Raw genomic sequence first — 17,799 nt, 5'->3', positions numbered from 1 at the left:
GAAGATAAAGAGCTATTAAAGTTAAATAGGAGTATGCAAAAGTTTTATAAAAAGGGAATGTTCAACTCCCCCATAGAAGATCAAAAAATATCCTTAGGTTATCCAAGAAGTCTATTGTTGGTAAACATAAAAGGCTATTTGCCTTTTTATCTAGTTTATGCAGGAGGTCTATATTTATTGTTGAGTGTGATTTTAGGCATTTCTGCTAAAACGCAACTTTTAAATCGCCAAAATTTCTCCTTGCCTTTACTAATTCCGATTCTTGGAGTGCACACATAATCTGGTTTGAGGTGATATTCATAGAGACAAAATTCATGACTTATAGTAAGGTCTTGTTTATTATGTTCTTTTGTAATGTTTAATTTTTTGCACAGTATGCCTGGCCCGCCTAAATTTGCTTCAAGCGGTTCAGTGAGCTTTAATCCTCGTATTAACACTGCTGCTGGGAATCCTTCTGCTTCTGTTACAATATTTAGACAATAGTACATTCCATATATAAAATATACGTACGAAAACCCTGGCGTACCAAACATTACTGAGGTTCGATTAGTATAGCCTCTTGCTGCATGACAAGCTGGGTCATCCATTCCTATATACGCTTCAACTTCAGTTATTATTCCACTAAAATTAGAAAATTTCAGCATCTTCCCTAGCAGCTCCCCAGCTACGGTTAAAGTTGGCCGTTCATAGAAATTTCTTGGTAATATTGTGTTATTCATCATAGAAGTACAAGTTACTTACATTTGCAAGCAACTCATACTATTTTCGCTTTTCCTTATTTAGATAAGAGGATACCTACATCTCTGAGAAGTAGAAGTTGGTGTTGTTGTCACATTTGTTACATCTGTTGAAGGCTGCTGTAAAACCTTGACTGATTCAGAGCTCTTTTGTTGCAATTGCGGTACTAACGCTTCATATAAAGATTTTGGTTCACGTCTCTTACCTATTTTGACTTCTTTATTTGCACGCAACTGCTCTGCAGTAACACCGTTGCCTTCAAGGAGAGTTACACCATTATTACCATCAATGTTAACTTTAATTTTGCATTCTCTTCCATCAACATACCACTTTAAAGTCATTTCATATAACCCACTAATTATTTCATAAACTCTTTCCTCATTATCACTATCATTATTAATATAGCAAGATGCCCCCCTCTTTTTTTCTTGATTAGGATGACAAAATGTAATTGTTCTTACACCATATTCTTTACATATACTACCGCCTAGAAGTTTAGCTATATCTACTCCTTCTTTATTGGCATGTAGCACAACTCTCACGGTAGGATAAACAATATTCTCTTCCCTTTTGCCTTCTTTTATCATTATGGACCCTATAGTATGATTTTTCATACCTTCAGATATCTCTGCTTTAATTTGGTCAGCAATTTTACCTATGATCTCTTTGCCATGATAGTGAGATTCTCCTTTCTTCGGAGAAAAAGGCTCTTTGTTTGTAGTATTAGTGTCTGGATCATTCTGTAACTCAAAGAATTTATCCCATTCTTCATCACTGTCTAATTTGATATATCCACGCCTGTTCTTGCCTGATGCTGCATTCTGAATACTAGACGATCCTTCTGTTACAGTTGTACCAGAGCTATTGCTTTTACCTTTTAGAAGAACAAGATGCTCTTCTGACCTTTCTTCCTTACTCAACTTTGAAGCTGCATCACCGAAAGAAGGTTTCTCTACTATATGCGTGTAAGAACTTTTAACTCTACTCTCATTATCAGGTACTGTAGTAGCCCACAAAAGCTTTTTAATATAATCTAACATATGCCACCTCTTACCATTAACAAAATATTAGTATGAAAACTTTGTCATAATTAATCAACAACTAAATTTACTCCAAATAAAATGAGCTGATAAAAAGGTATAAATTGAGATTAGGTAAAGCTTTTGGTATAATATCTAGTTAATTTTGAATAGGCAGGTGATCTCAGCTACAAAGACGTTTTTTATCTCATTTATTTTTGGGTTTATTCTCTTTCCCTATTTTATAAAACTTCTAAAAAAGATAAGTAAAGATGGACAACCAATCAGATCATATGGACCAGAAAGTCATTTAATAACAAAAAAGAATATACCACCTATGGGTGGAATAATAATACTAACTTCTGCTTTATTACCAATCCTGCTTTGGACTCAATTAACACCAGAAATTTCATTGCTGGTATTTATAACTCTATTTTTTGCTCTACTTGGATTTATTGATGACTATTTAAAATTGAAGACAAATCACCACCGAGGTTTAAGTGCAAAAACCAAAATACTTATTCAGTTTGTCGTTACTCTGGTCTGTATGTTTATACTTAAGCTACAATCTGCTGAAGGTTTTACAAAAATTTCTCTATTTAGAGAAGTAGCAATCGACCTTGGCTATCTATATCTTCCGTTTGCTGCATTTGTAATTGTCGGCTCTTCTAATGCTGTGAATCTTACAGATGGCCTAGATGGCCTTGCTGCAACTCAAGCCATTACTTCCTTTGCTTTTTTGGGGCTAATTGCATACATCACTCAGACAGATGTAAACATTACTTTATTCTGCATTGCATTTATAGGAGCTATTTTAAGTTTCTTGTGGTTTAACACACATCCAGCAAAAATATTTATGGGTGATGTTGGAAGCCTATCAATCGGTGCAGCTTTAGGACTCACTAGTGTTCTAATTAAAAAAGAAATGCTTTTTGCCGTTATTGGAATAATCTTTGTAATAGAGACTTTATCTGTGATTATTCAGGTATCATATTTTAAATATACAAAATTTAGATATGGAGCAGGAAGAAGAATTTTCCTTATGACACCAATACATCATCACTTTGAAAAGAAAGGGTGGTCAGAAAATACAATAGTTATAAAATTTTGGATAATTTCTATCGTTTGTTCGATTTTTGCTTTAACTTTCTTATTATAGGAACTATGAAATATCCAGATTTCACATTAGAAGATACATTATCAGGAATTATAGCAGGAGTAGATGAAGTTGGAAGAGGTCCGCTTGCCGGTCCAGTGATATCTGCAGCTGTAATATTTACTGATAGAGATACGGTTATTGATGGAATAAACGACTCAAAAAAGCTAACCCCTAAGTGTAGGCAAGTTCTATACGAAAAAATAACGTCTGTTGCAAAATTTGGTATAGGAATGGCAAGCGTAGAAGAAATAAACTCATACAATATTTTGCAAGCAACAAAGCTTTCAATGAAACGTGCGTTGGCAAACTTGAATCTAGAACTAGATTATGTGCTAGTTGATGGTAATCAACCACCTGAAGTAAAATGGCAAGTAAAATCTATAGTGAATGGCGATAGCTTAAGTATATCAATCGCAGCTGCTTCAATCGTTGCAAAAGTTACAAGAGATCGGCTTATGGAAGAATTGCATAATAAACATCCTCAATATAATTGGTATAAAAATAAGGGATATGGAACAAAAGAACACCTCAGCGCTATTGGCCTTCATGGAATTACGAAGCACCATAGAAAGAATTTTGCACCTATAAGAATACTATAGCCTTTAATCACTTACCTTTTTTGAAAGGTATGTTTTCATTAAACAGGCAGACTGTACTTGATCCGTTTCTTAAGGTAAATACCGAGCTTACTCTTTCAATTATCAGGTAGTCATCAACTGTACGAAAATTTATCAAGGATTCATATCCTGCAGAATCAACCATAAAAACTGCCGGGAAATCAGAGTTTATTTTATTAAATTGTAGATATGTAAATTTTCCGTCATCAAAAACCTTAATTGGTATTATTGATTGACTGCCTTTAACGTGCGAGATGGAATAGTTAAAATTCAAGCCTTTCTTTATAACCTCAATATCACTTATATCAGGGATAGTGGTATGACTAGCTTGCTCTAGAATATCACCGTTACTCGTTGAATAAATTTCATCACTGTTGAACAGTGGATAAAGAAACCTTACTTCATATGCTAACCTTGGATCATCTAGCCCGTTTGCTTCTTCAGCATGAAACTCGAAATAATAAACTCTTTTATTGGTAATTATAGTTGCATTAGTATCGGCAATATCATCTATAGGCTTAATAAATAATCTATTACCTTGAGGAAGGAGCTGCCAACCGGTTGCATCACCCATTGAAAGACTCTCTATTACCTCCCCTGGCTCAAACAATATGCTGGATTGATAACCATAAAAGCCCGTGTACTTATGTATAGCCTGTGGATTATAATTCATTACCTTTATGTGGTTATCACCAGCTATTGGTCGTGGTTCCTGTTTTGCAAGTGCATCACCACCACAAAAAAATAATAGTGCAACAAAGAGTACCCTAATCATAGTATCAAAATAAACTGATCTTCATTTTATCATTGATAGACATGCACTGCAACTGTTAAGCTATCCCAGTAGTAAGCGACAGAAAATGCAAGCTTCATAATAATTCATTACTGCAGGAAAAAGGGGAGTGTTAAATAAACTGTGTCAAACCTCCATTTTTTGTTTCTATTTTATTTTTACTTCTCGGTTTGACACAGTTTATTTAACACTTCCTGCAAATTAACTACAGATTTTATGTCTAGGTTACTCCACAAAATTTTTCCTTTCCTTATCCAAGATTCAAATTTATAGTATCGATTCCTTTTTATGAAATATGAAGCCATCTCAAGTTATAGTTAAACCTATATTCAGTGAATTACTTTCACAAGTGCAATTGATTTTAGTGTTATACTGTTCTAACAGTAAAGAAGTCATATAGATAATAATGTCTTTTGTATCCAAACGAATATCATTTTTTTTTGTTAATTTGCTCACTAATAATGTACTTATTGATTTATGTTCATTTACTACTTTTATAGTGAGTAGTGTTTTATCTTCTGTTTTAGTCAGTAAAATAGAAACTAATTCAATTTGTGCCACTGCACTGATTATAGTTATCACCATATTGGAAATTATCTTATTTATTTTTTCAATTAAGTTTTCTGTAGGACATTCACTTACTCTCCACTGAAGCTTTACTTTTTTTTTAATAAATAATTTTCTATATTGGATTTAGTCTTAACAAAGCTGCAATTATCTGATGAATGAGAATACGCTTGCTTCATAACTTTATATTTATATATTAAATCATCGGAGCTTTCTTTAAGCAATGACAATGCTTCGTTTTGCATATTAGGGTTGTTTTCTTCAAGCTCTTCCAATCCACCCACTATTCCTTGCATAGAACTAGCAAAATCATGAAGAATTCGTCCTGATAGGCATTCTGTTATTAACATTATGTTTTTATTCATTGGATAAAAGTATAAATGATTTAAGTTAACCCTATATTGGTAGGCACGTAGTAGTCAATTTAAGAGAAAGTTTCGTTGCGCTTTTTGTGTCAAAGCATTAATGTAGTATTAATAATTATAAGATTTATGAAGGCGCTATGAGTACTTATGCTAAATCTGGAATAGACCTTAAACTATATAATGAACTAATAAAAAAAGTTAAACCTATTATTGAAAAGACTAAAGGAGAAGAAGTAATTAGTGAAGTAGGATCATTTTCCGCATTGTTTGACTTTTCTTCGCTGAGTAAGAAATACGACCATCCAGTACTTGTTTCCTCAACTGATGGAGTGGGCACAAAACTATTAATAGCTCAAGAGGTGAATAAGCATGATACTATAGGTATAGACTTAGTTGCAATGTGTGTAAATGATTTACTTGCACAAGGAGCAACACCTTTATTTTTCCTTGATTACTTTGCAACAGGCGTTTTAAACAAAAACGTTTTATTGTCTGTAATCCAGGGCATTGCAGAAGGGTGCAAGGAATCTAAAATAGCATTAGTTGGTGGAGAAACTGCAGAAATGCCTGGAATGTATGGTAACAATCACTATGACCTTGCAGGGTTTGTGGTTGGTGTTGTTGATCGAAAGCAAATTCTTCCAAATTGTAGTATAATGAAAGCAGGTGACTGTGTAGTTGGTTTAGAATCAAATGGAATTCACTCAAATGGATTTTCTTTGGTGCGCCATATTTTTAAAAGCTTAGGTATAAATTATAATGATATATCTCCATGGAATAATAAATCTTGGGGTGAAATATTACTTAAGCCAACAAAGATATATGTTGATTCTTTGTTGCCTATTATGCCAAAGGTAAAAGGCATTGCGCATATAACAGGTGGCGGGTTAATAGACAATATTCCAAGAATTCTCTCAGAAAATTTATTTGTAGACATAAATATTAATTCTTGGAAATGGCCAGATATATTTTTATGGCTGAAAGAAGAAGGCAAAATAGAAAAGAGAGAAATGTTAAAAACATTTAATTGCGGCATAGGTATAGTACTGATTGTAGATCCCGATAATATGAAGGATGTGGAAAGCCATTTCCAAAAGCGTGGAGAAAAAATTGAGATTATTGGAAAACTTGATGAGGCATGTAACCCTCCACTTGATAGAGTAGTATTTAGTTAGTCTAACTTTACTGACAGTCTTTTTGCAACTTCTGAGTATGCTTCCTTTAAGTTTCCTAGATTTAAACGGAAAACATCTTTGTCTAGCTTTTTATGCGTATTTTTATCCCATAGCCTACAATTATCAGGGCTGATTTCATCGGCTAAAATGATTTTAGTGCTGTTGTTTATCAATTTGCCAAATTCTAACTTGAGATCAACTAAATATATATTTGCATTTGAAAATAGGTCGACTAAGATTTTGTTGATCTTTAAAGTTGTAGTTTTAACTTCTTCCATTTCTTTATGGGATAACCAACCAAAATATAGTATGTGATTTTCATTCACCATTGGGTCGGCTAGGTCATCATTTTTGTAAAAAAACTCGATTATAGGAGATGTAAGTGTCTCACCTTCTTTGATATTAAAACGTTTGCAAAAGCTGCCAGCTGCAATGTTTCTAACCACTATCTCAAGAGGTATTATCTTGAGTTTTTTGACTAGCTGTTCTCTTTCGTTTAAAGTGTTTATAAAGTGCGTGCTAATTCCTGCTTCTTCAAGCTTTTCCATGATAAAAGCACTAACATGATTATTAATTATTCCTTTGCCCTCAATAATTTCATATTTTTCCTTGTTGAACGCTGTAACATCATCTTTAAAGTACTGTATAACAGTTGATGAGTCTTCAGTTTCAATAATGACTTTGGCTTTACCTTCGTATATCGTTTTATTCAGTGACATGATTGATTTAGCTGTATACTATAAGATAATATCAAATTGCTGCTTAGTTTACTACAAATTTGCTAATGACGTTTAGTGTTACAGTGTTAACCATATTTCCAGAAATGTTCCCCGGGTTTTTGAACTATTCTCTTGCCGGAAAAGCGTTAGAAAAAAAAATATGGAACCTTGAAGTAATAAATATTCGTTCTTTTGCAAAAGATAAACATTCAACTGTGGATGATGTTCCATACGGAGGTGGAGCAGGGATGGTTATGCGCCCAGATGTGATTGGTAATGCAGTTGATAATGTGCTTTCTGCTCATAAAAATACTAGATTTATTTATATGACTCCATCTGGTACAAAATTTAATCAGAGCATTGCAAAGGAGTTAACAGAAATTCCTCATGTAACAATATTGTGTGGTCGATTTGAAGGTGTTGACCAAAGAGTAATTGATGTGTATACTCCTTATGAGTTAAGTATTGGAGATTATATACTTTCGGGAGGTGAGCCAGCTGCAATGGTAGTTCTTGATACATGCGTTAGGCTTCTTCCAGGTGTAGTAAGTAATTCCGATAGCGTTACTGAAGAAAGTTTTAGTTATAGTGGTGGTATGCTTGAATATCCTCAATATACTAGGCCTGAGCAGTGGAGTAGGTACAAAGTTCCTGAGGTTCTCTTGTCTGGCAATCACAGAAAAATAAGTGATTGGAGAAGGGAACAGTCATATGTTAGAACAAAGGAACGTCGACCTGAATTGTTGAATGGAGATGATAAATGACAAACTTGCTTGAAAAATTTAACGAACAACAAATACAAAGATTAGCCAAAGAGATGCCAGCTTTTTGTCCTGGCGATGATTTGAAGGTCACTTTTAAGGTAGTTGATAGTATGGGTGAGCGTATACAGATATTTGAGGGCGTATGTATATCAAAAAGAAATCGTGGATTACACTCTTCTTTTTCAGTTAGAAAGGTAAGTCATGGAGAAAGTATAGTATCACAATTTTTTGTTTACTCTCCTGCATTAATTTCAGTACAAGTGATAAGAAAGGGAAAGGTCCGTAGAGCAAAATTATATTATCTGTGCAAGCTATTTGGGAAAGCTGCAAGGATCAAAGAACGTACTACTTATGTTAAAAAAAAATCTAAGTAGATACAATAGGGAGTGATGTCAATTGTATCATCTCAAAACTCTCTCTTATTATCCCAGTGTGTGGCGCACAACTGTACTTTGCCTCCTGCTGTGGTGTCATCCCAATGTTTGACACTGGGATCCAGATTCTCCTTTTGGTTTGTGCTTTCATGGAAAATATAAAAATTATTTGCAGGCAAAGCCTGTTAGATCTCAGTGTCAAGCACTGGAAAAAGGGGAAAGTCTTTTCAAATCCTCATGTAAAGAAAAGTAAATGGGTATAATAAAGAAAAACTTCCTTAAGTTACTTCAATCTAAGCGCGTACATGCTCGTGTAAAAAGAAAAAATAAAAAGAACAGCATTTTATGCTTTTGCTCTTTTACAGCACTGATTGTCTCAATTGGGTGTCCTATATGTATATTACTAAGTATATTAGTTAACTCTTACAGTGCTTTAACAGTAACGAAAATTTTATTGCCAGTTGAAATAAATGCTGATCTTATTTTAACTAATAATCCTGGTGATTTACGATATAAGTCCATTGGCTTACTCAACAATTCTTTACGTAAGGTGTTTGAAGGAACTGATTTTAAAGACGGTGACGAAATTTTAAGTCGTAATTCTTACAAAGAACTAGAGAAATTTTTTCGTAAGAGAGTAAAAAATAGTGGTGAATATGAGATCTGGTTTACCGCATCGAGTGTGATCAATTCACTATATAAAAATAAATGTTTGAATGATCATTATGCTAAATTACTTGATTGGTTAAAGGAGAAGGGAAGAGTAAGAAAATTTTTTAATAAGTCTCTGTTTCTTAAGTCTGATTCTCGTGAGCCTGAGAATGCAGGGATTTTAGGGGCATTTATCGGTTCATTAATGACAATTATAGTATGCTTAGCGTTGGCATTGCCAATAGGAATTATGTCAGGTATCTGTCTTTATGAATTTATGCCTAGAAATAGGCTAATAACCAGTATTGTAGAAATTAGCATGAATAACCTTGCTGCAGTGCCTTCGATAATATTTGGTGTGGTAGGACTGACTCTCTACTTGGGCATATTTGGTTTACCCCGTTCTTCACCGCTTGTTGGCGGGATGACTCTTTCATTTATGATGCTGCCTAATATTATTATTGCAACAAAAAATGCCTTTACAAACGTTCCTATTGCAATAAAAGATGCAGCGTTTGCGCTAGGTGCACCTCACATCAAGGTGATATTGGATCACTCTTTACCGATTGCGTTGCCACGGATAATACATGGTGCAGTGCTTGCAATTGCAAGGATTTTAGGCGAATCTTCCCCTTTACTTATGATAGGCATGGTAGCATTTATTGCTGATACACCTACATCCTTCTTCGATCCGGCAACTGTTTTACCTGTACAAATATACATATGGTCAAGTAGTCCTGAAATTGCATTTATTGAGCTTGCTGCCATTGCAATTATAGCTTTATTGTTAATGCTATTTGCTTTGAATTTAATAGCAAATTTTGTAAAAAGAAAGTTCGAGTTTTTTGATTCATGAAAATTACAATCCTATCTGGTTATGGCTTAAATTGCGAAAAAGAAACTGCATTTGCATTTATGGAATGCAGCAGAAAGCTTGGTATTAATAATATTGAAGTAAAAATCGTTCACATTAATGATATTATAGATAATCCAAGTGAACTGAAATTAAGCAATATACTTGCAATTCCAGGAGGTTTTTCCTATGGTGATGATACTGGTGCTGGTAATGCATTTGCTTTACGTATAAAAAACAACTTGTTAGACGAATTTCAAAATTTCTTATCTCAGGATAAGCTTATTATAGGGATATGTAATGGTTGCCAGATATTAGTAAAATTAGTTCCAGAATTCTCTAATCTAGCTTTAACCTCTAATGATATAGGTAATTACCAATGTCGTTGGATTAGAGTGAGAGTTAATCCGCAGAGTAGTTCTGTTTGGCTACGGGGCCTGAGTGAGCTATATCTTCCTGTTGCTCATGGAGAAGGCAGGTTTTTTATGGATCAAGATATTTTAAATCAATTGATTGAAAATAATTCCGTTGCACTGCGTTACGTTGATGAAAATGGTGACTATGCAAATTTACAATTTCCTTACAATCCAAACGGATCTATATACGACCTGGCAGCTTTGTCAGACAAAAGTGGTAGAGTTTTAGCTTTAATGCCTCACCCAGAGAGAGGAATATTTTTTACTCAGCAGGACAACTGGCCTCTTGAAAAAGAAAAATGTAAACGTTCAGGAGTGGCTATGCCAAAATATGGTGATGGAATGCTCATATTTGAGAATGCACTAAAATATTTTGCGTAAGTATTACAATACGTTACATACAACAAGTTTTAAGCCATAAAAAGTTACTTTCCTTGTTATGACAATAAATCCTTATCTTTGATCTGCAGAGTAGCTTTCTCTAACGTTAGGGATATAATTGTTCCACTTTCCAATTGCTTTTCTCAACAAGAGTATATCTAAATCTAGTGTGTCTCCTATATTCACCTTCTTGCCAAAATTCAATTACCTTTGGGATTACGCAAAATCCCACCCAAAAGTCAGGACGAGAAACTTGTGTATTGTGAAATTCTTTCTCTTTCAATTCTATAGCCTGCTCAAAATCTTGCCAATTTTTCAGAACTCTTGATTGTTTTGAGCACCACGCGCTAATTTGACTATCACGTGCTCGAGAAGAGAAATATTCGTCAGCCTTTTTGCCGCTTAGAAGCCTAACTTCTCCTTCAATTCGTACTTGTCTAGAAAATTCTGTCCAATGAAATACGAGTGCAGCTTTGGGGTTCTCAGTCAATTCTTTTCCTTTTCTACTGTTTGCATTAGTGAAGAACACAAAACCTTCTTTACTATACTCCTTTAGTAATATCACTCTTGCAGATGGAATGCAGTCTTTGCTACACGTTGCTAGCGTCATTGCAGTTGACTCTTTACACGGAAAATTAAGTACTTCTTGATACCACTTTGAGAACAAATCAAAAGGATCTTTTTCAGGTAAGAGTGTCATATGCAAAAATAAAATTTAATTCTGACATGCATTGCAAAAATAAGTGCTACGACCATTTTGTCGTATAAGTGTTATGATATTGTTGCAGATTCTGCAAGGTTTTTGCACTTTACCATATACGTAAAAGTTATTTTGAAAGTATCCAGCAGATCCAGATGGTTGTGCATAATCTTTCAGTGTTGAACCACCAGCAGCAATTGCATCACTCAGAGTATTTTTTATTTCGATAGCAAGTTTTTCGCACTCTATATATGTTAAATCTTGCGCTAGCCTAAGTGGTGATATGCGAGCTCTAAATAAGCTCTCAGAAGCATATATGTTACCTACGCCAACTATTAGCTTATTATTCATTAATACTGATTTGATATTTGCTTTTCTGTTCTTTAGCAACTTCTGTAAATAATGTCCGTCAAATTCATCTGTGAGGGGTTCTATTCCTAGGTTATTAAAAAAATTTAGTTCTTGCTCTCTGTTTAAAACAATCACTAATCCAAACCTTCTTGGGTCATTAAAGATTAGTGAAGTGTTGTCAGAAAATAAGAATATCACATGATCATGTTTGTTCTGTGCTTGATTGTCTTCAGCATATATAAGCTTTCCGCTCATGCCGAGGTGTATGATTACAGCCATACTAGCATCTATATTCGAGATTATATATTTACCTCTACGCTTGATATCATTTATAACTTTGCCCTTTAGCAAATCATCAATATTTTTTGTTATTGGTACACGCAAATTACAATTATTGACTGTCACATTGCTTATTTTCTTATTTTTGATTTTATCAAATAAGAAGTTAGAGATGACTTCCACTTCTGGCAGCTCCGGCATGATACCTCCTTAAAAACTTAAGTTTCTGATGGTAATTTTGTCGTTAAAGCTTCCTCAAATATGTTTGGGTATTCTGCGGCGCTTTCTCCTAAAAATTCCTCACCACAAACAAATTTTGAAAGGGGTCTGCTTTGTCTACTCTGTTGCTGTTTTTTTCTTTTTAGAATATTTTGCTTTAAAGCTTTTGCCAATCTTTTTCTCTCTTCTTCTTTTTCCTTATTTTTTTTCATGTTATTCATTATCATAATACGTGAACTTGCCGTTGTAGCTCAGGTGGTAGAGTACGTCATTGGTAATGACGAGGTCCCAAGTTCGAATCTTGGTAACGGCACACTGAATTATATTCATGTTATTGTAGACGTAAAGTAATTAATAAGGTTTAAGGTAGGAGCAATAAATGGTAGAAAATGTAGTTATAGATTTATCGCACTGGAAGCAGGATATAGATTTTAAGTTAGCGAAAGAAGATGGGATATTAGTCTTAAAAGACAGGAAAAACAACTTATTGGATAAGTATAGCCCTTCCCATAATACAAAGACAACTTTTGTATATCTTTGTTAGTAGTTAGTATCTTACTTATATACTCTCACTTGAAGTCTTTTTCACAATTACTGATGAGTATCTTTACTTAAAATCAACTACAAAGTTAAAAGAACAAGGTTATAGAGGTTTTCTATATTCTTATCAATAGCGCTGTTACTATAGTAATAACACTAAGAATAACTATAAGTTTCTTTGAATGATAGTTGAATTTTGATTGAAATTTTGAGGCTATAAAAACCGCAGGTACCAGTTGGTTTTTATTAGCTAAAGTAAAGGTCAAGTATCTGGAATTCTGAACATAAAATCCCCCTGTGAAAAAAAAAAGATTAGAAAAAAATGCAGTGCACATACGACAGAAATTAAGTATGTGTGTATGCACTCACATACGCTGAAGAGGATACGCTACATTTTTTATGAGTTTAATAAAAAAGATCTGCAGACAAAGATAGATTTTTGAGCTCTAAAAGTATCTCTAATTGTAATTATAATCAGATTTAAAATGTGCGGAAGTAATTTTTAGCTAAAGTAAGAATATATTGTAGAAAAAAGAACCCAAAAGTTAGCGTTATTGGTAATCCAAGCGCTAGTCTTGGTATGACGGCACTGTAGACCTTACAATAAAGACTGAGAGGAAAGTTACAAAGAAAGATTATCATGCTTCTTCCATATCCTTTCTACTTTCTTGTTTTTAAGCAGCTCTAGTGCTTTGTGAAAGTGATGCCTTGTTTTACTTGGCACTATAATGTCATCAATGTATCCATGTGATGCAGCAAAAAATGGATTAGCAAATTTCTCTTTATATTCTTTGATTAACGTTTGCTGGTCTTTTTCATGCCTAAATATAATTTCAACTGCACTTTCAGGGCCCATTACAGCTATTTCAGCGGTTGGCCAAGCATAATTTATATCACCTTTTAAGTGTTTTGAGTTCATAACAATATATGCACCACCATACGCTTTTCTAGTGATAAGACTAATTTTCGGCACGGTCGCTTCAGCGTAAGCGTAAAGCAGTTTCGCTCCGTGTTGTATTATATTATTGTATTCTTGATTTGTACCTGGCAGGAAACCTGGAACATCAATAAGTGTGATGATGGGAATGTTAAATGCGTCACAAAATCTTACAAACCTCGCAGCTTTTCTTGAAGAGTCAATATCTAAGCATCCTGCAAGGTGCATAGGTTGATTTGCAACAACACCAATAGTATTTCCTCCAATTCTGCCAAAGCCAATTATGATGTTACGAGCAAAATCGGGTTTTAGTTCAAAAAATTTCCTTTCATCACACACCTTTTCAATGAGTTCATATATATCATAAGGAGTGTTAGGATTGGTAGGAACTAGAGTGTTCAAAGATTCATCAACATCATCAATTAAGTTGCAGATTGGTACAGATTTCGTTGACTCTTGATTATTTACTGGTAAAAAGGTAAGGAATTCACGGATTCTCAGCAGCATTTCAACATCGTTATTGAACGCAAAATCTGCTACTCCTGTTTTGCTTGTATGAATTTTTGCTCCACCAAGATCTTCGTGGCTTACATCTTCATAGGTAACTTTTTTCACTACATCTGGTCCGGTTATAAACATGTATGAGCTATTTTTTACCATGAAAATAAAATCGGTTAGCGCTGGAGAGTAAACTGCACCGCCAGCACATGGGCCCATGATTAGAGAGATTTGTGGTATAACTCCGGATGCATTTACATTTCTTTGAAAAATTTCTCCGTAACCAGCAAGGGAATTTACTCCCTCCTGAATTCTGGCTCCACCAGAGTCATTTAGTCCGATAATTGGAATCCTGGCATTAATTGCCATATCCATAATTTTGCATATTTTTTTTGCATGCGATGCGCCAAGTGATCCACCAAAGACAGTGAAATCCTGAGAATAAACAAAAACTTTTCTGCCATAAATAGTACCATGGCCAATTACAACTCCATCACCTAAAAAATCAGCATTTTGCATGCCAAAATCAGTTGCGTGATGTTTTACAAACTTATCATATTCTTGAAATGAATTTTCATCGAGCAGTATACTCAGCCTTTCTCTAGCGGTTAGCTTTCCTTTTTCATGTTGCTTGTTAACTCTATCAGGACCTCCTCCTTTTTCGGCTTCTAATGTTTTGATCTTTAGAGTTTCTAGTATTTCAGAGTCTTGCATGTAGTAAAATAACTTTCAAATTGGTTGCAAACTTTATTGAGCTTACAAATCCTATTGATTATACACATACACCGTTACTGCATGCAACGGTGTATGTGTACGATAATTAATGCGCTAGCAATTTCTATTTAATATTTTGAGAATGCTGAGACTCACTAACATTCTGTGCACTTGCACTTGTTACACCTGTTGATGGATTGATTGTTATAACTTCTCTTTCAATTCCTTGTAAGTTTGAAGCCAATGAGACCAATTTTGCTAGAGTCATGTCATTATATTTATCCATCTTCTTATTCTCATAATAGCCAATTTTTATTTTTACAGCTTTGTTTTCCTCGAAGTCCTCAGGACTTATATTATCACTTAAATCAGTACAAAATACGTTACCATTTTCACTAATATCTAAAGCAATACTGCAATCTCTATCACCCACTTTCCAGTTAAATTTAATTATATAAGACTCATTTAGTATTTGATAAAGCCTTACACCATCATCACTTTGTGAAACACGCACCAACCTTTTATCTTCTGGAGATACCAATGTAAAAGCTCCAATTTTTGGATTACTATCCTTTAAGGATTTACCAGGAAATGAGTTATTAAATTTTAACTCACCTCTGCCTTCTTTTAACGATACCCATGCAGTAAATGATTTATCTTCTTTTCCTCTCAACCTCACATCTACAGAATCATTACCTGTATATTCAGCAATTCCTTTTCGAATTACACTCAGAAATTTCTTAGTTTCTTCATCATTGTCACTCAAAAAAAGCTCCTTATTTGCATGTGACCGGGATGGATCATTGAGATTCTCCAATGCTTTAGCTAAAGTTATATAGTTATATATACGTGTCCTGTTGTTATAAGGTGTCCCTAATTTATAAATTTGAGAAGTTAATTGAGCAACTTGATCGAAATTCATTATTAAAGTTTCATTTGCATTATGCATAACGCCTTCGATTCTACATAATAAACTTAAGATAAAATATCCTAATTTTAGGATAGGTATATAATCTATCAAGTCAATAGTTAAAATGAAAAATTTTGATTATAATCTATTATGTACAAAACATGCTCTTAAACTATGCTGAAAATAGTCATAATAGGCCTTCCAAATGCAGGCAAGTCAACTCTATTTAATAGGCTAGTAAGAAGAAAAGCAGCGGTAGTTAGTGACATTCCAGGAGTAACGAGAGATAGGCGTGAAGGAATTGGAAGAATTAGTGATTTAGAGTTTAAAGTTATAGATACAGGAGGATGGAATGACCAAACCAGTTTTTCACTACAAGTTATTGAACAAATAGAGCTTTCTTTATTAAGCGCAGATGTAATTTTTTTTCTTGTTGATGCAAGAGTGCAAAATGAGCAGAACAAAGAGTTTGCAAAGTGGCTGAAGAGAAAAACGAACAAACCTGTAATACTAATAGCAAACAAATGCGAAAGTCATAAATCGGAAAACGTTGATTATTTGCAGTTCTTCAACTTCATAGGTCCGGTGTACATCTCAGCCGAACATAATCTTGGTATGATTGATCTTTATGATGCATTAGCTAGTGTTATTGAAGGTCTTAGCGAAGGCACTGAGCTGCCTGAAAGTGAGTCCATTAGACTGAGGATTGCAATCATCGGTCGCCCAAACGTTGGAAAATCAACTTTTTTAAACAGTTTACTTGCAGAAAATAGACTAATAGTAAGCTCAGAACCCGGTACCACGCGTGACTCTGTGGATATTTCATACGACCATAATGGGAAATTAATCACTCTCATCGACACTGCGGGAATCCGCAGAAAGGCAAATGTTGTTGATAACTTAGAATCAAGATTTGTTGAAAAAAGTATAGAGTCAATAAAGCGCTCTCATGTAGTGATTTTAATGTTAGATTCCTTGCTTGGCATTGAGCAGCAGGATTTATCAATTGCTGAAGCTGCAATTAAAGGGGGGAAGGGAATTATCATTGTTTTAAATAAGTGGGATTTAATAGGTAAGGATGACAGAAGTAAGTTAATAAAATTTGTCAAACAACAGGAAGTGACTCGGTTATTTTTGGAAGTGCCAACTGTAACAATTTCTGCATTGAAAGGTATGCGCTGTGGTGATGTGATAGATAAGTGTCTTGAAGTGAGTGAATCCTTAAACAAGAAGATCAGCACTGCAAAACTGAATAATTGGCTAATAGATGCCGTGGAAAAACATTCTCACCCACTTATAAAAGGTAGAGCAATTAAAATGAAGTATATTGCTCAAATTGGCACCAAACCTCCAGCTTTTTCTTTGGTATGCAACGTCCCGGAAAGTGTTGATGAGAGTTATAAACGTTATTTGACTAATGGTCTTAGAAAAAACTTCTTTGTTGAAGGTGTACCAGTTAGATTGCTTTTGAAAAAGAATAAAAACCCCTATGTAAAGTAGATAATCTTGTTTTACTAATAATATACTTTTTTATCTTAGTAATATTATTAATAAGTAAATAATATTACTAAGATAAGTAGTTGATAAATTAATATTATATAGTAAAGTATTAACTTATTTAGTACTTTTGCTATGAATTATAAAGGACAAGATTTAAGGCCTGGATCTCCACATACTTTCACGGTTGATACACCTTTAGTATTTCAGTGGCTTCCAAAAAGATATGGATACCCGATTCCAGAAAAATATTTGGAAAGATTGAGCAATTGGGCAAAAAGGGAAGATACGCGTGTAGTGAAATTAGTAATAAATGGATCTGGTTTTACTCCTGAGCAACGCAAAGAGTTGGAGAATAAAATATCAAACAGAAAATTTAACCCAAACAAAAATATAGAACTTATAGATTTTAATGAGCTGGATTTAGGAGAGTATGAATTCAGCTTTCACTTACAACCAAATAAGAAAACAGAACTATCTAAATGTCCTTTATACAATGTATCTCAATATTTTAGAGATCTATACTCTATTCCAGAAAGTAAAATTTTGGTGTTGAGATAGAC

General features: G+C 34.1%; 22 protein-coding genes and 1 tRNA gene. 11 read left to right on the top strand and 12 right to left on the bottom strand.

All coding sequences use genetic code 11. The annotated features are described in order from the left end of the window. Nucleotides 1-155 precede the first annotated feature (155 nt). Nucleotides 156-719: a DNA-3-methyladenine glycosylase gene (locus ACICP1_RS00420; RefSeq protein ID WP_214303133.1), complete on the bottom strand. Its 564-nt coding sequence runs from the start codon at nt 717-719 to the stop codon at nt 156-158. A 60-nt stretch (nt 720-779) separates the two neighbouring features. Further along, complete coding sequence (locus tag ACICP1_RS00415) at nt 780-1,778, bottom strand: hypothetical protein (RefSeq protein WP_395460876.1); 999 nt, start codon at nt 1,776-1,778, stop codon at nt 780-782. 157 nt (nt 1,779-1,935) lie between these two features. Between ACICP1_RS00415 and mraY the strand changes: the two genes are divergently transcribed. Together mraY and ACICP1_RS00405 are read left to right on the top strand one after the other, a co-directional pair. Then, nucleotides 1,936-2,916: a phospho-N-acetylmuramoyl-pentapeptide-transferase gene (gene mraY / locus ACICP1_RS00410; RefSeq protein WP_395460875.1), complete on the top strand. Its 981-nt coding sequence runs from the start codon at nt 1,936-1,938 to the stop codon at nt 2,914-2,916. A gap of 5 nt (nt 2,917-2,921) precedes the next feature. After that, nucleotides 2,922-3,515 carry a ribonuclease HII gene (locus ACICP1_RS00405; RefSeq protein ID WP_213863879.1) on the top strand — a complete coding sequence of 198 codons (594 nt, stop codon included), beginning with the start codon at nt 2,922-2,924 and terminating at the stop codon, nt 3,513-3,515. Between the two features lie 7 nt (nt 3,516-3,522). Here ACICP1_RS00405 and virB9 read toward each other — a convergent pair whose 3' ends face one another. From virB9 to ACICP1_RS00390, 3 genes are all read right to left on the bottom strand, one after another. Further along, complete coding sequence (virB9, locus tag ACICP1_RS00400) at nt 3,523-4,308, bottom strand: P-type conjugative transfer protein VirB9 (RefSeq protein WP_265014869.1); 786 nt, start codon at nt 4,306-4,308, stop codon at nt 3,523-3,525. Between the two features lie 324 nt (nt 4,309-4,632). Further along, a complete protein-coding gene (locus tag ACICP1_RS00395) occupies nt 4,633-4,998 on the bottom strand; it encodes a histidine phosphotransferase family protein (RefSeq protein WP_125855783.1) in 366 nt (121 codons plus the stop codon). Further along, on the bottom strand, nt 4,983-5,258 hold the full coding sequence (locus ACICP1_RS00390; RefSeq protein ID WP_012481935.1) for a hypothetical protein: 276 nt from the start codon (nt 5,256-5,258) through the stop codon (nt 4,983-4,985). Before ACICP1_RS00390 ends, ACICP1_RS00395 begins: the two co-directional genes overlap by 16 nt. Nucleotides 5,259-5,395: 137 nt before the next feature. Between ACICP1_RS00390 and purM the strand changes: the two genes are divergently transcribed. Beyond that, complete coding sequence (gene purM, locus ACICP1_RS00385) at nt 5,396-6,433, top strand: phosphoribosylformylglycinamidine cyclo-ligase (RefSeq protein ID WP_395460874.1); 1,038 nt, start codon at nt 5,396-5,398, stop codon at nt 6,431-6,433. On the opposite strand, the gene purC is transcribed toward purM, so the two are convergent. After that, the gene (gene purC / locus ACICP1_RS00380; RefSeq protein ID WP_264377528.1) at nt 6,430-7,152 is read right to left on the bottom strand and encodes a phosphoribosylaminoimidazolesuccinocarboxamide synthase; all 723 of its coding nucleotides are present in this window, start codon (nt 7,150-7,152) and stop codon (nt 6,430-6,432) included. The genes purM and purC overlap by 4 nt on opposite strands. Before the next feature lie 65 nt (nt 7,153-7,217). Between purC and trmD the strand changes: the two genes are divergently transcribed. Further along, entirely contained in the window at nt 7,218-7,916 is a 699-nt protein-coding gene (gene trmD, locus ACICP1_RS00375) for a tRNA (guanosine(37)-N1)-methyltransferase TrmD (protein ID WP_353281607.1), read from the top strand. Further along, on the top strand, nt 7,913-8,290 hold the full coding sequence (gene rplS / locus ACICP1_RS00370; protein ID WP_264375216.1) for a 50S ribosomal protein L19: 378 nt from the start codon (nt 7,913-7,915) through the stop codon (nt 8,288-8,290). Before trmD ends, rplS begins: the two co-directional genes overlap by 4 nt. On the opposite strand, the gene ACICP1_RS00365 is transcribed toward rplS, so the two are convergent. Further along, complete coding sequence (locus ACICP1_RS00365; RefSeq protein WP_264730073.1) at nt 8,283-8,441, bottom strand: hypothetical protein; 159 nt, start codon at nt 8,439-8,441, stop codon at nt 8,283-8,285. The genes rplS and ACICP1_RS00365 overlap by 8 nt on opposite strands. A 102-nt stretch (nt 8,442-8,543) precedes the next feature. Here ACICP1_RS00365 and ACICP1_RS00360 point away from each other — a divergent pair, with 102 nt between their 5' ends. Beyond that, nucleotides 8,544-9,797, top strand: a complete 1,254-nt coding sequence (locus ACICP1_RS00360; protein ID WP_395460873.1) for a DUF3333 domain-containing protein — start codon at nt 8,544-8,546, stop codon at nt 9,795-9,797. After that, nucleotides 9,794-10,591, top strand: coding sequence for a phosphoribosylformylglycinamidine synthase subunit PurQ (locus ACICP1_RS00355; protein WP_064085770.1), 798 nt, complete (start codon nt 9,794-9,796; stop codon nt 10,589-10,591). The genes ACICP1_RS00360 and ACICP1_RS00355 overlap by 4 nt, the downstream gene beginning before the upstream one ends. Before the next feature lie 106 nt (nt 10,592-10,697). Here the strand turns inward: ACICP1_RS00355 and pdxH are convergent, their stop codons facing one another. The 3 genes from pdxH to ACICP1_RS00340 are packed head-to-tail and all read right to left on the bottom strand — an operon-like array spanning nt 10,698 to nt 12,361. After that, nucleotides 10,698-11,291, bottom strand: a complete 594-nt coding sequence (gene pdxH, locus ACICP1_RS00350) for a pyridoxamine 5'-phosphate oxidase (protein WP_395460872.1) — start codon at nt 11,289-11,291, stop codon at nt 10,698-10,700. 15 nt (nt 11,292-11,306) lie between these two features. Beyond that, nucleotides 11,307-12,122 (bottom strand): bifunctional DNA-formamidopyrimidine glycosylase/DNA-(apurinic or apyrimidinic site) lyase, encoded by an 816-nt coding sequence (mutM, locus tag ACICP1_RS00345; protein ID WP_029237631.1) that lies wholly within the window; start codon nt 12,120-12,122, stop codon nt 11,307-11,309. A gap of 17 nt (nt 12,123-12,139) precedes the next feature. Further along, nucleotides 12,140-12,361 (bottom strand): hypothetical protein, encoded by a 222-nt coding sequence (locus ACICP1_RS00340; protein ID WP_236080327.1) that lies wholly within the window; start codon nt 12,359-12,361, stop codon nt 12,140-12,142. A gap of 19 nt (nt 12,362-12,380) precedes the next feature. Here ACICP1_RS00340 and ACICP1_RS00335 point away from each other — a divergent pair. Then, a tRNA-Thr gene (locus tag ACICP1_RS00335) sits at nt 12,381-12,453 on the top strand. A 66-nt stretch (nt 12,454-12,519) separates the two neighbouring features. After that, entirely contained in the window at nt 12,520-12,684 is a 165-nt protein-coding gene (locus ACICP1_RS00330; RefSeq protein WP_241653867.1) for a hypothetical protein, read from the top strand. A gap of 618 nt (nt 12,685-13,302) precedes the next feature. Here the strand turns inward: ACICP1_RS00330 and ACICP1_RS00325 are convergent. Both ACICP1_RS00325 and ACICP1_RS00320 read right to left on the bottom strand, forming a co-directional pair. After that, nucleotides 13,303-14,829: an acyl-CoA carboxylase subunit beta gene (locus tag ACICP1_RS00325; RefSeq protein WP_395460871.1), complete on the bottom strand. Its 1,527-nt coding sequence runs from the start codon at nt 14,827-14,829 to the stop codon at nt 13,303-13,305. Between the two features lie 124 nt (nt 14,830-14,953). Next, the gene (locus tag ACICP1_RS00320; protein ID WP_395460870.1) at nt 14,954-15,778 is read right to left on the bottom strand and encodes a hypothetical protein; all 825 of its coding nucleotides are present in this window, start codon (nt 15,776-15,778) and stop codon (nt 14,954-14,956) included. 135 nt (nt 15,779-15,913) lie between these two features. On the opposite strand from ACICP1_RS00320, the gene der reads away from it, so the two are divergent. Beyond that, nucleotides 15,914-17,239 carry a ribosome biogenesis GTPase Der gene (gene der / locus ACICP1_RS00315; protein WP_264330803.1) on the top strand — a complete coding sequence of 442 codons (1,326 nt, stop codon included), beginning with the start codon at nt 15,914-15,916 and terminating at the stop codon, nt 17,237-17,239. Nucleotides 17,240-17,371: 132 nt separating this feature from the next. After that, nucleotides 17,372-17,797, top strand: a complete 426-nt coding sequence (locus ACICP1_RS00310; protein WP_395460869.1) for a hypothetical protein — start codon at nt 17,372-17,374, stop codon at nt 17,795-17,797. Nucleotides 17,798-17,799 lie beyond the last annotated feature (2 nt).

The sequence above is a fragment of the Wolbachia endosymbiont (group B) of Ablattaria laevigata genome (assembly GCF_964277395.1).
GTDB lineage: Bacteria > Pseudomonadota > Alphaproteobacteria > Rickettsiales > Anaplasmataceae > Wolbachia.
Note: the sequence above shows the minus strand (reverse complement) of the source record. Positions and strands in the feature narration are given on the sequence as shown.

What these genes read in the sequence shown, in the direction of transcription:
- ACICP1_RS00405 (WP_213863879.1), top strand. Translation starts at nt 2,922, where the DNA reads ATGAAATATCCAGATTTCACATTAGAAGATACATTATCAGGAATTATA.
- ACICP1_RS00360 (WP_395460873.1), top strand. Translation starts at nt 8,544, where the DNA reads ATGGGTATAATAAAGAAAAACTTCCTTAAGTTACTTCAATCTAAGCGC.
- ACICP1_RS00365 (WP_264730073.1), bottom strand. Translation starts at nt 8,441, where the DNA reads ATGAAAGCACAAACCAAAAGGAGAATCTGGATCCCAGTGTCAAACATT.
- der (WP_264330803.1), top strand. Translation starts at nt 15,914, where the DNA reads ATGCTGAAAATAGTCATAATAGGCCTTCCAAATGCAGGCAAGTCAACT.
- mutM (WP_029237631.1), bottom strand. Translation starts at nt 12,122, where the DNA reads ATGCCGGAGCTGCCAGAAGTGGAAGTCATCTCTAACTTCTTATTTGAT.
- ACICP1_RS00320 (WP_395460870.1), bottom strand. Translation starts at nt 15,778, where the DNA reads ATGCATAATGCAAATGAAACTTTAATAATGAATTTCGATCAAGTTGCT.
- ACICP1_RS00310 (WP_395460869.1), top strand. Translation starts at nt 17,372, where the DNA reads ATGAATTATAAAGGACAAGATTTAAGGCCTGGATCTCCACATACTTTC.
- pdxH (WP_395460872.1), bottom strand. Translation starts at nt 11,291, where the DNA reads ATGACACTCTTACCTGAAAAAGATCCTTTTGATTTGTTCTCAAAGTGG.
- trmD (WP_353281607.1), top strand. Translation starts at nt 7,218, where the DNA reads ATGACGTTTAGTGTTACAGTGTTAACCATATTTCCAGAAATGTTCCCC.
- ACICP1_RS00325 (WP_395460871.1), bottom strand. Translation starts at nt 14,829, where the DNA reads ATGCAAGACTCTGAAATACTAGAAACTCTAAAGATCAAAACATTAGAA.
- rplS (WP_264375216.1), top strand. Translation starts at nt 7,913, where the DNA reads ATGACAAACTTGCTTGAAAAATTTAACGAACAACAAATACAAAGATTA.
- purC (WP_264377528.1), bottom strand. Translation starts at nt 7,152, where the DNA reads ATGTCACTGAATAAAACGATATACGAAGGTAAAGCCAAAGTCATTATT.
- virB9 (WP_265014869.1), bottom strand. Translation starts at nt 4,308, where the DNA reads ATGATTAGGGTACTCTTTGTTGCACTATTATTTTTTTGTGGTGGTGAT.
- purM (WP_395460874.1), top strand. Translation starts at nt 5,396, where the DNA reads ATGAGTACTTATGCTAAATCTGGAATAGACCTTAAACTATATAATGAA.
- ACICP1_RS00355 (WP_064085770.1), top strand. Translation starts at nt 9,794, where the DNA reads ATGAAAATTACAATCCTATCTGGTTATGGCTTAAATTGCGAAAAAGAA.
- ACICP1_RS00390 (WP_012481935.1), bottom strand. Translation starts at nt 5,258, where the DNA reads ATGAATAAAAACATAATGTTAATAACAGAATGCCTATCAGGACGAATT.
- ACICP1_RS00330 (WP_241653867.1), top strand. Translation starts at nt 12,520, where the DNA reads ATGGTAGAAAATGTAGTTATAGATTTATCGCACTGGAAGCAGGATATA.
- ACICP1_RS00340 (WP_236080327.1), bottom strand. Translation starts at nt 12,361, where the DNA reads ATGAATAACATGAAAAAAAATAAGGAAAAAGAAGAAGAGAGAAAAAGA.
- ACICP1_RS00415 (WP_395460876.1), bottom strand. Translation starts at nt 1,778, where the DNA reads ATGTTAGATTATATTAAAAAGCTTTTGTGGGCTACTACAGTACCTGAT.
- ACICP1_RS00420 (WP_214303133.1), bottom strand. Translation starts at nt 719, where the DNA reads ATGAATAACACAATATTACCAAGAAATTTCTATGAACGGCCAACTTTA.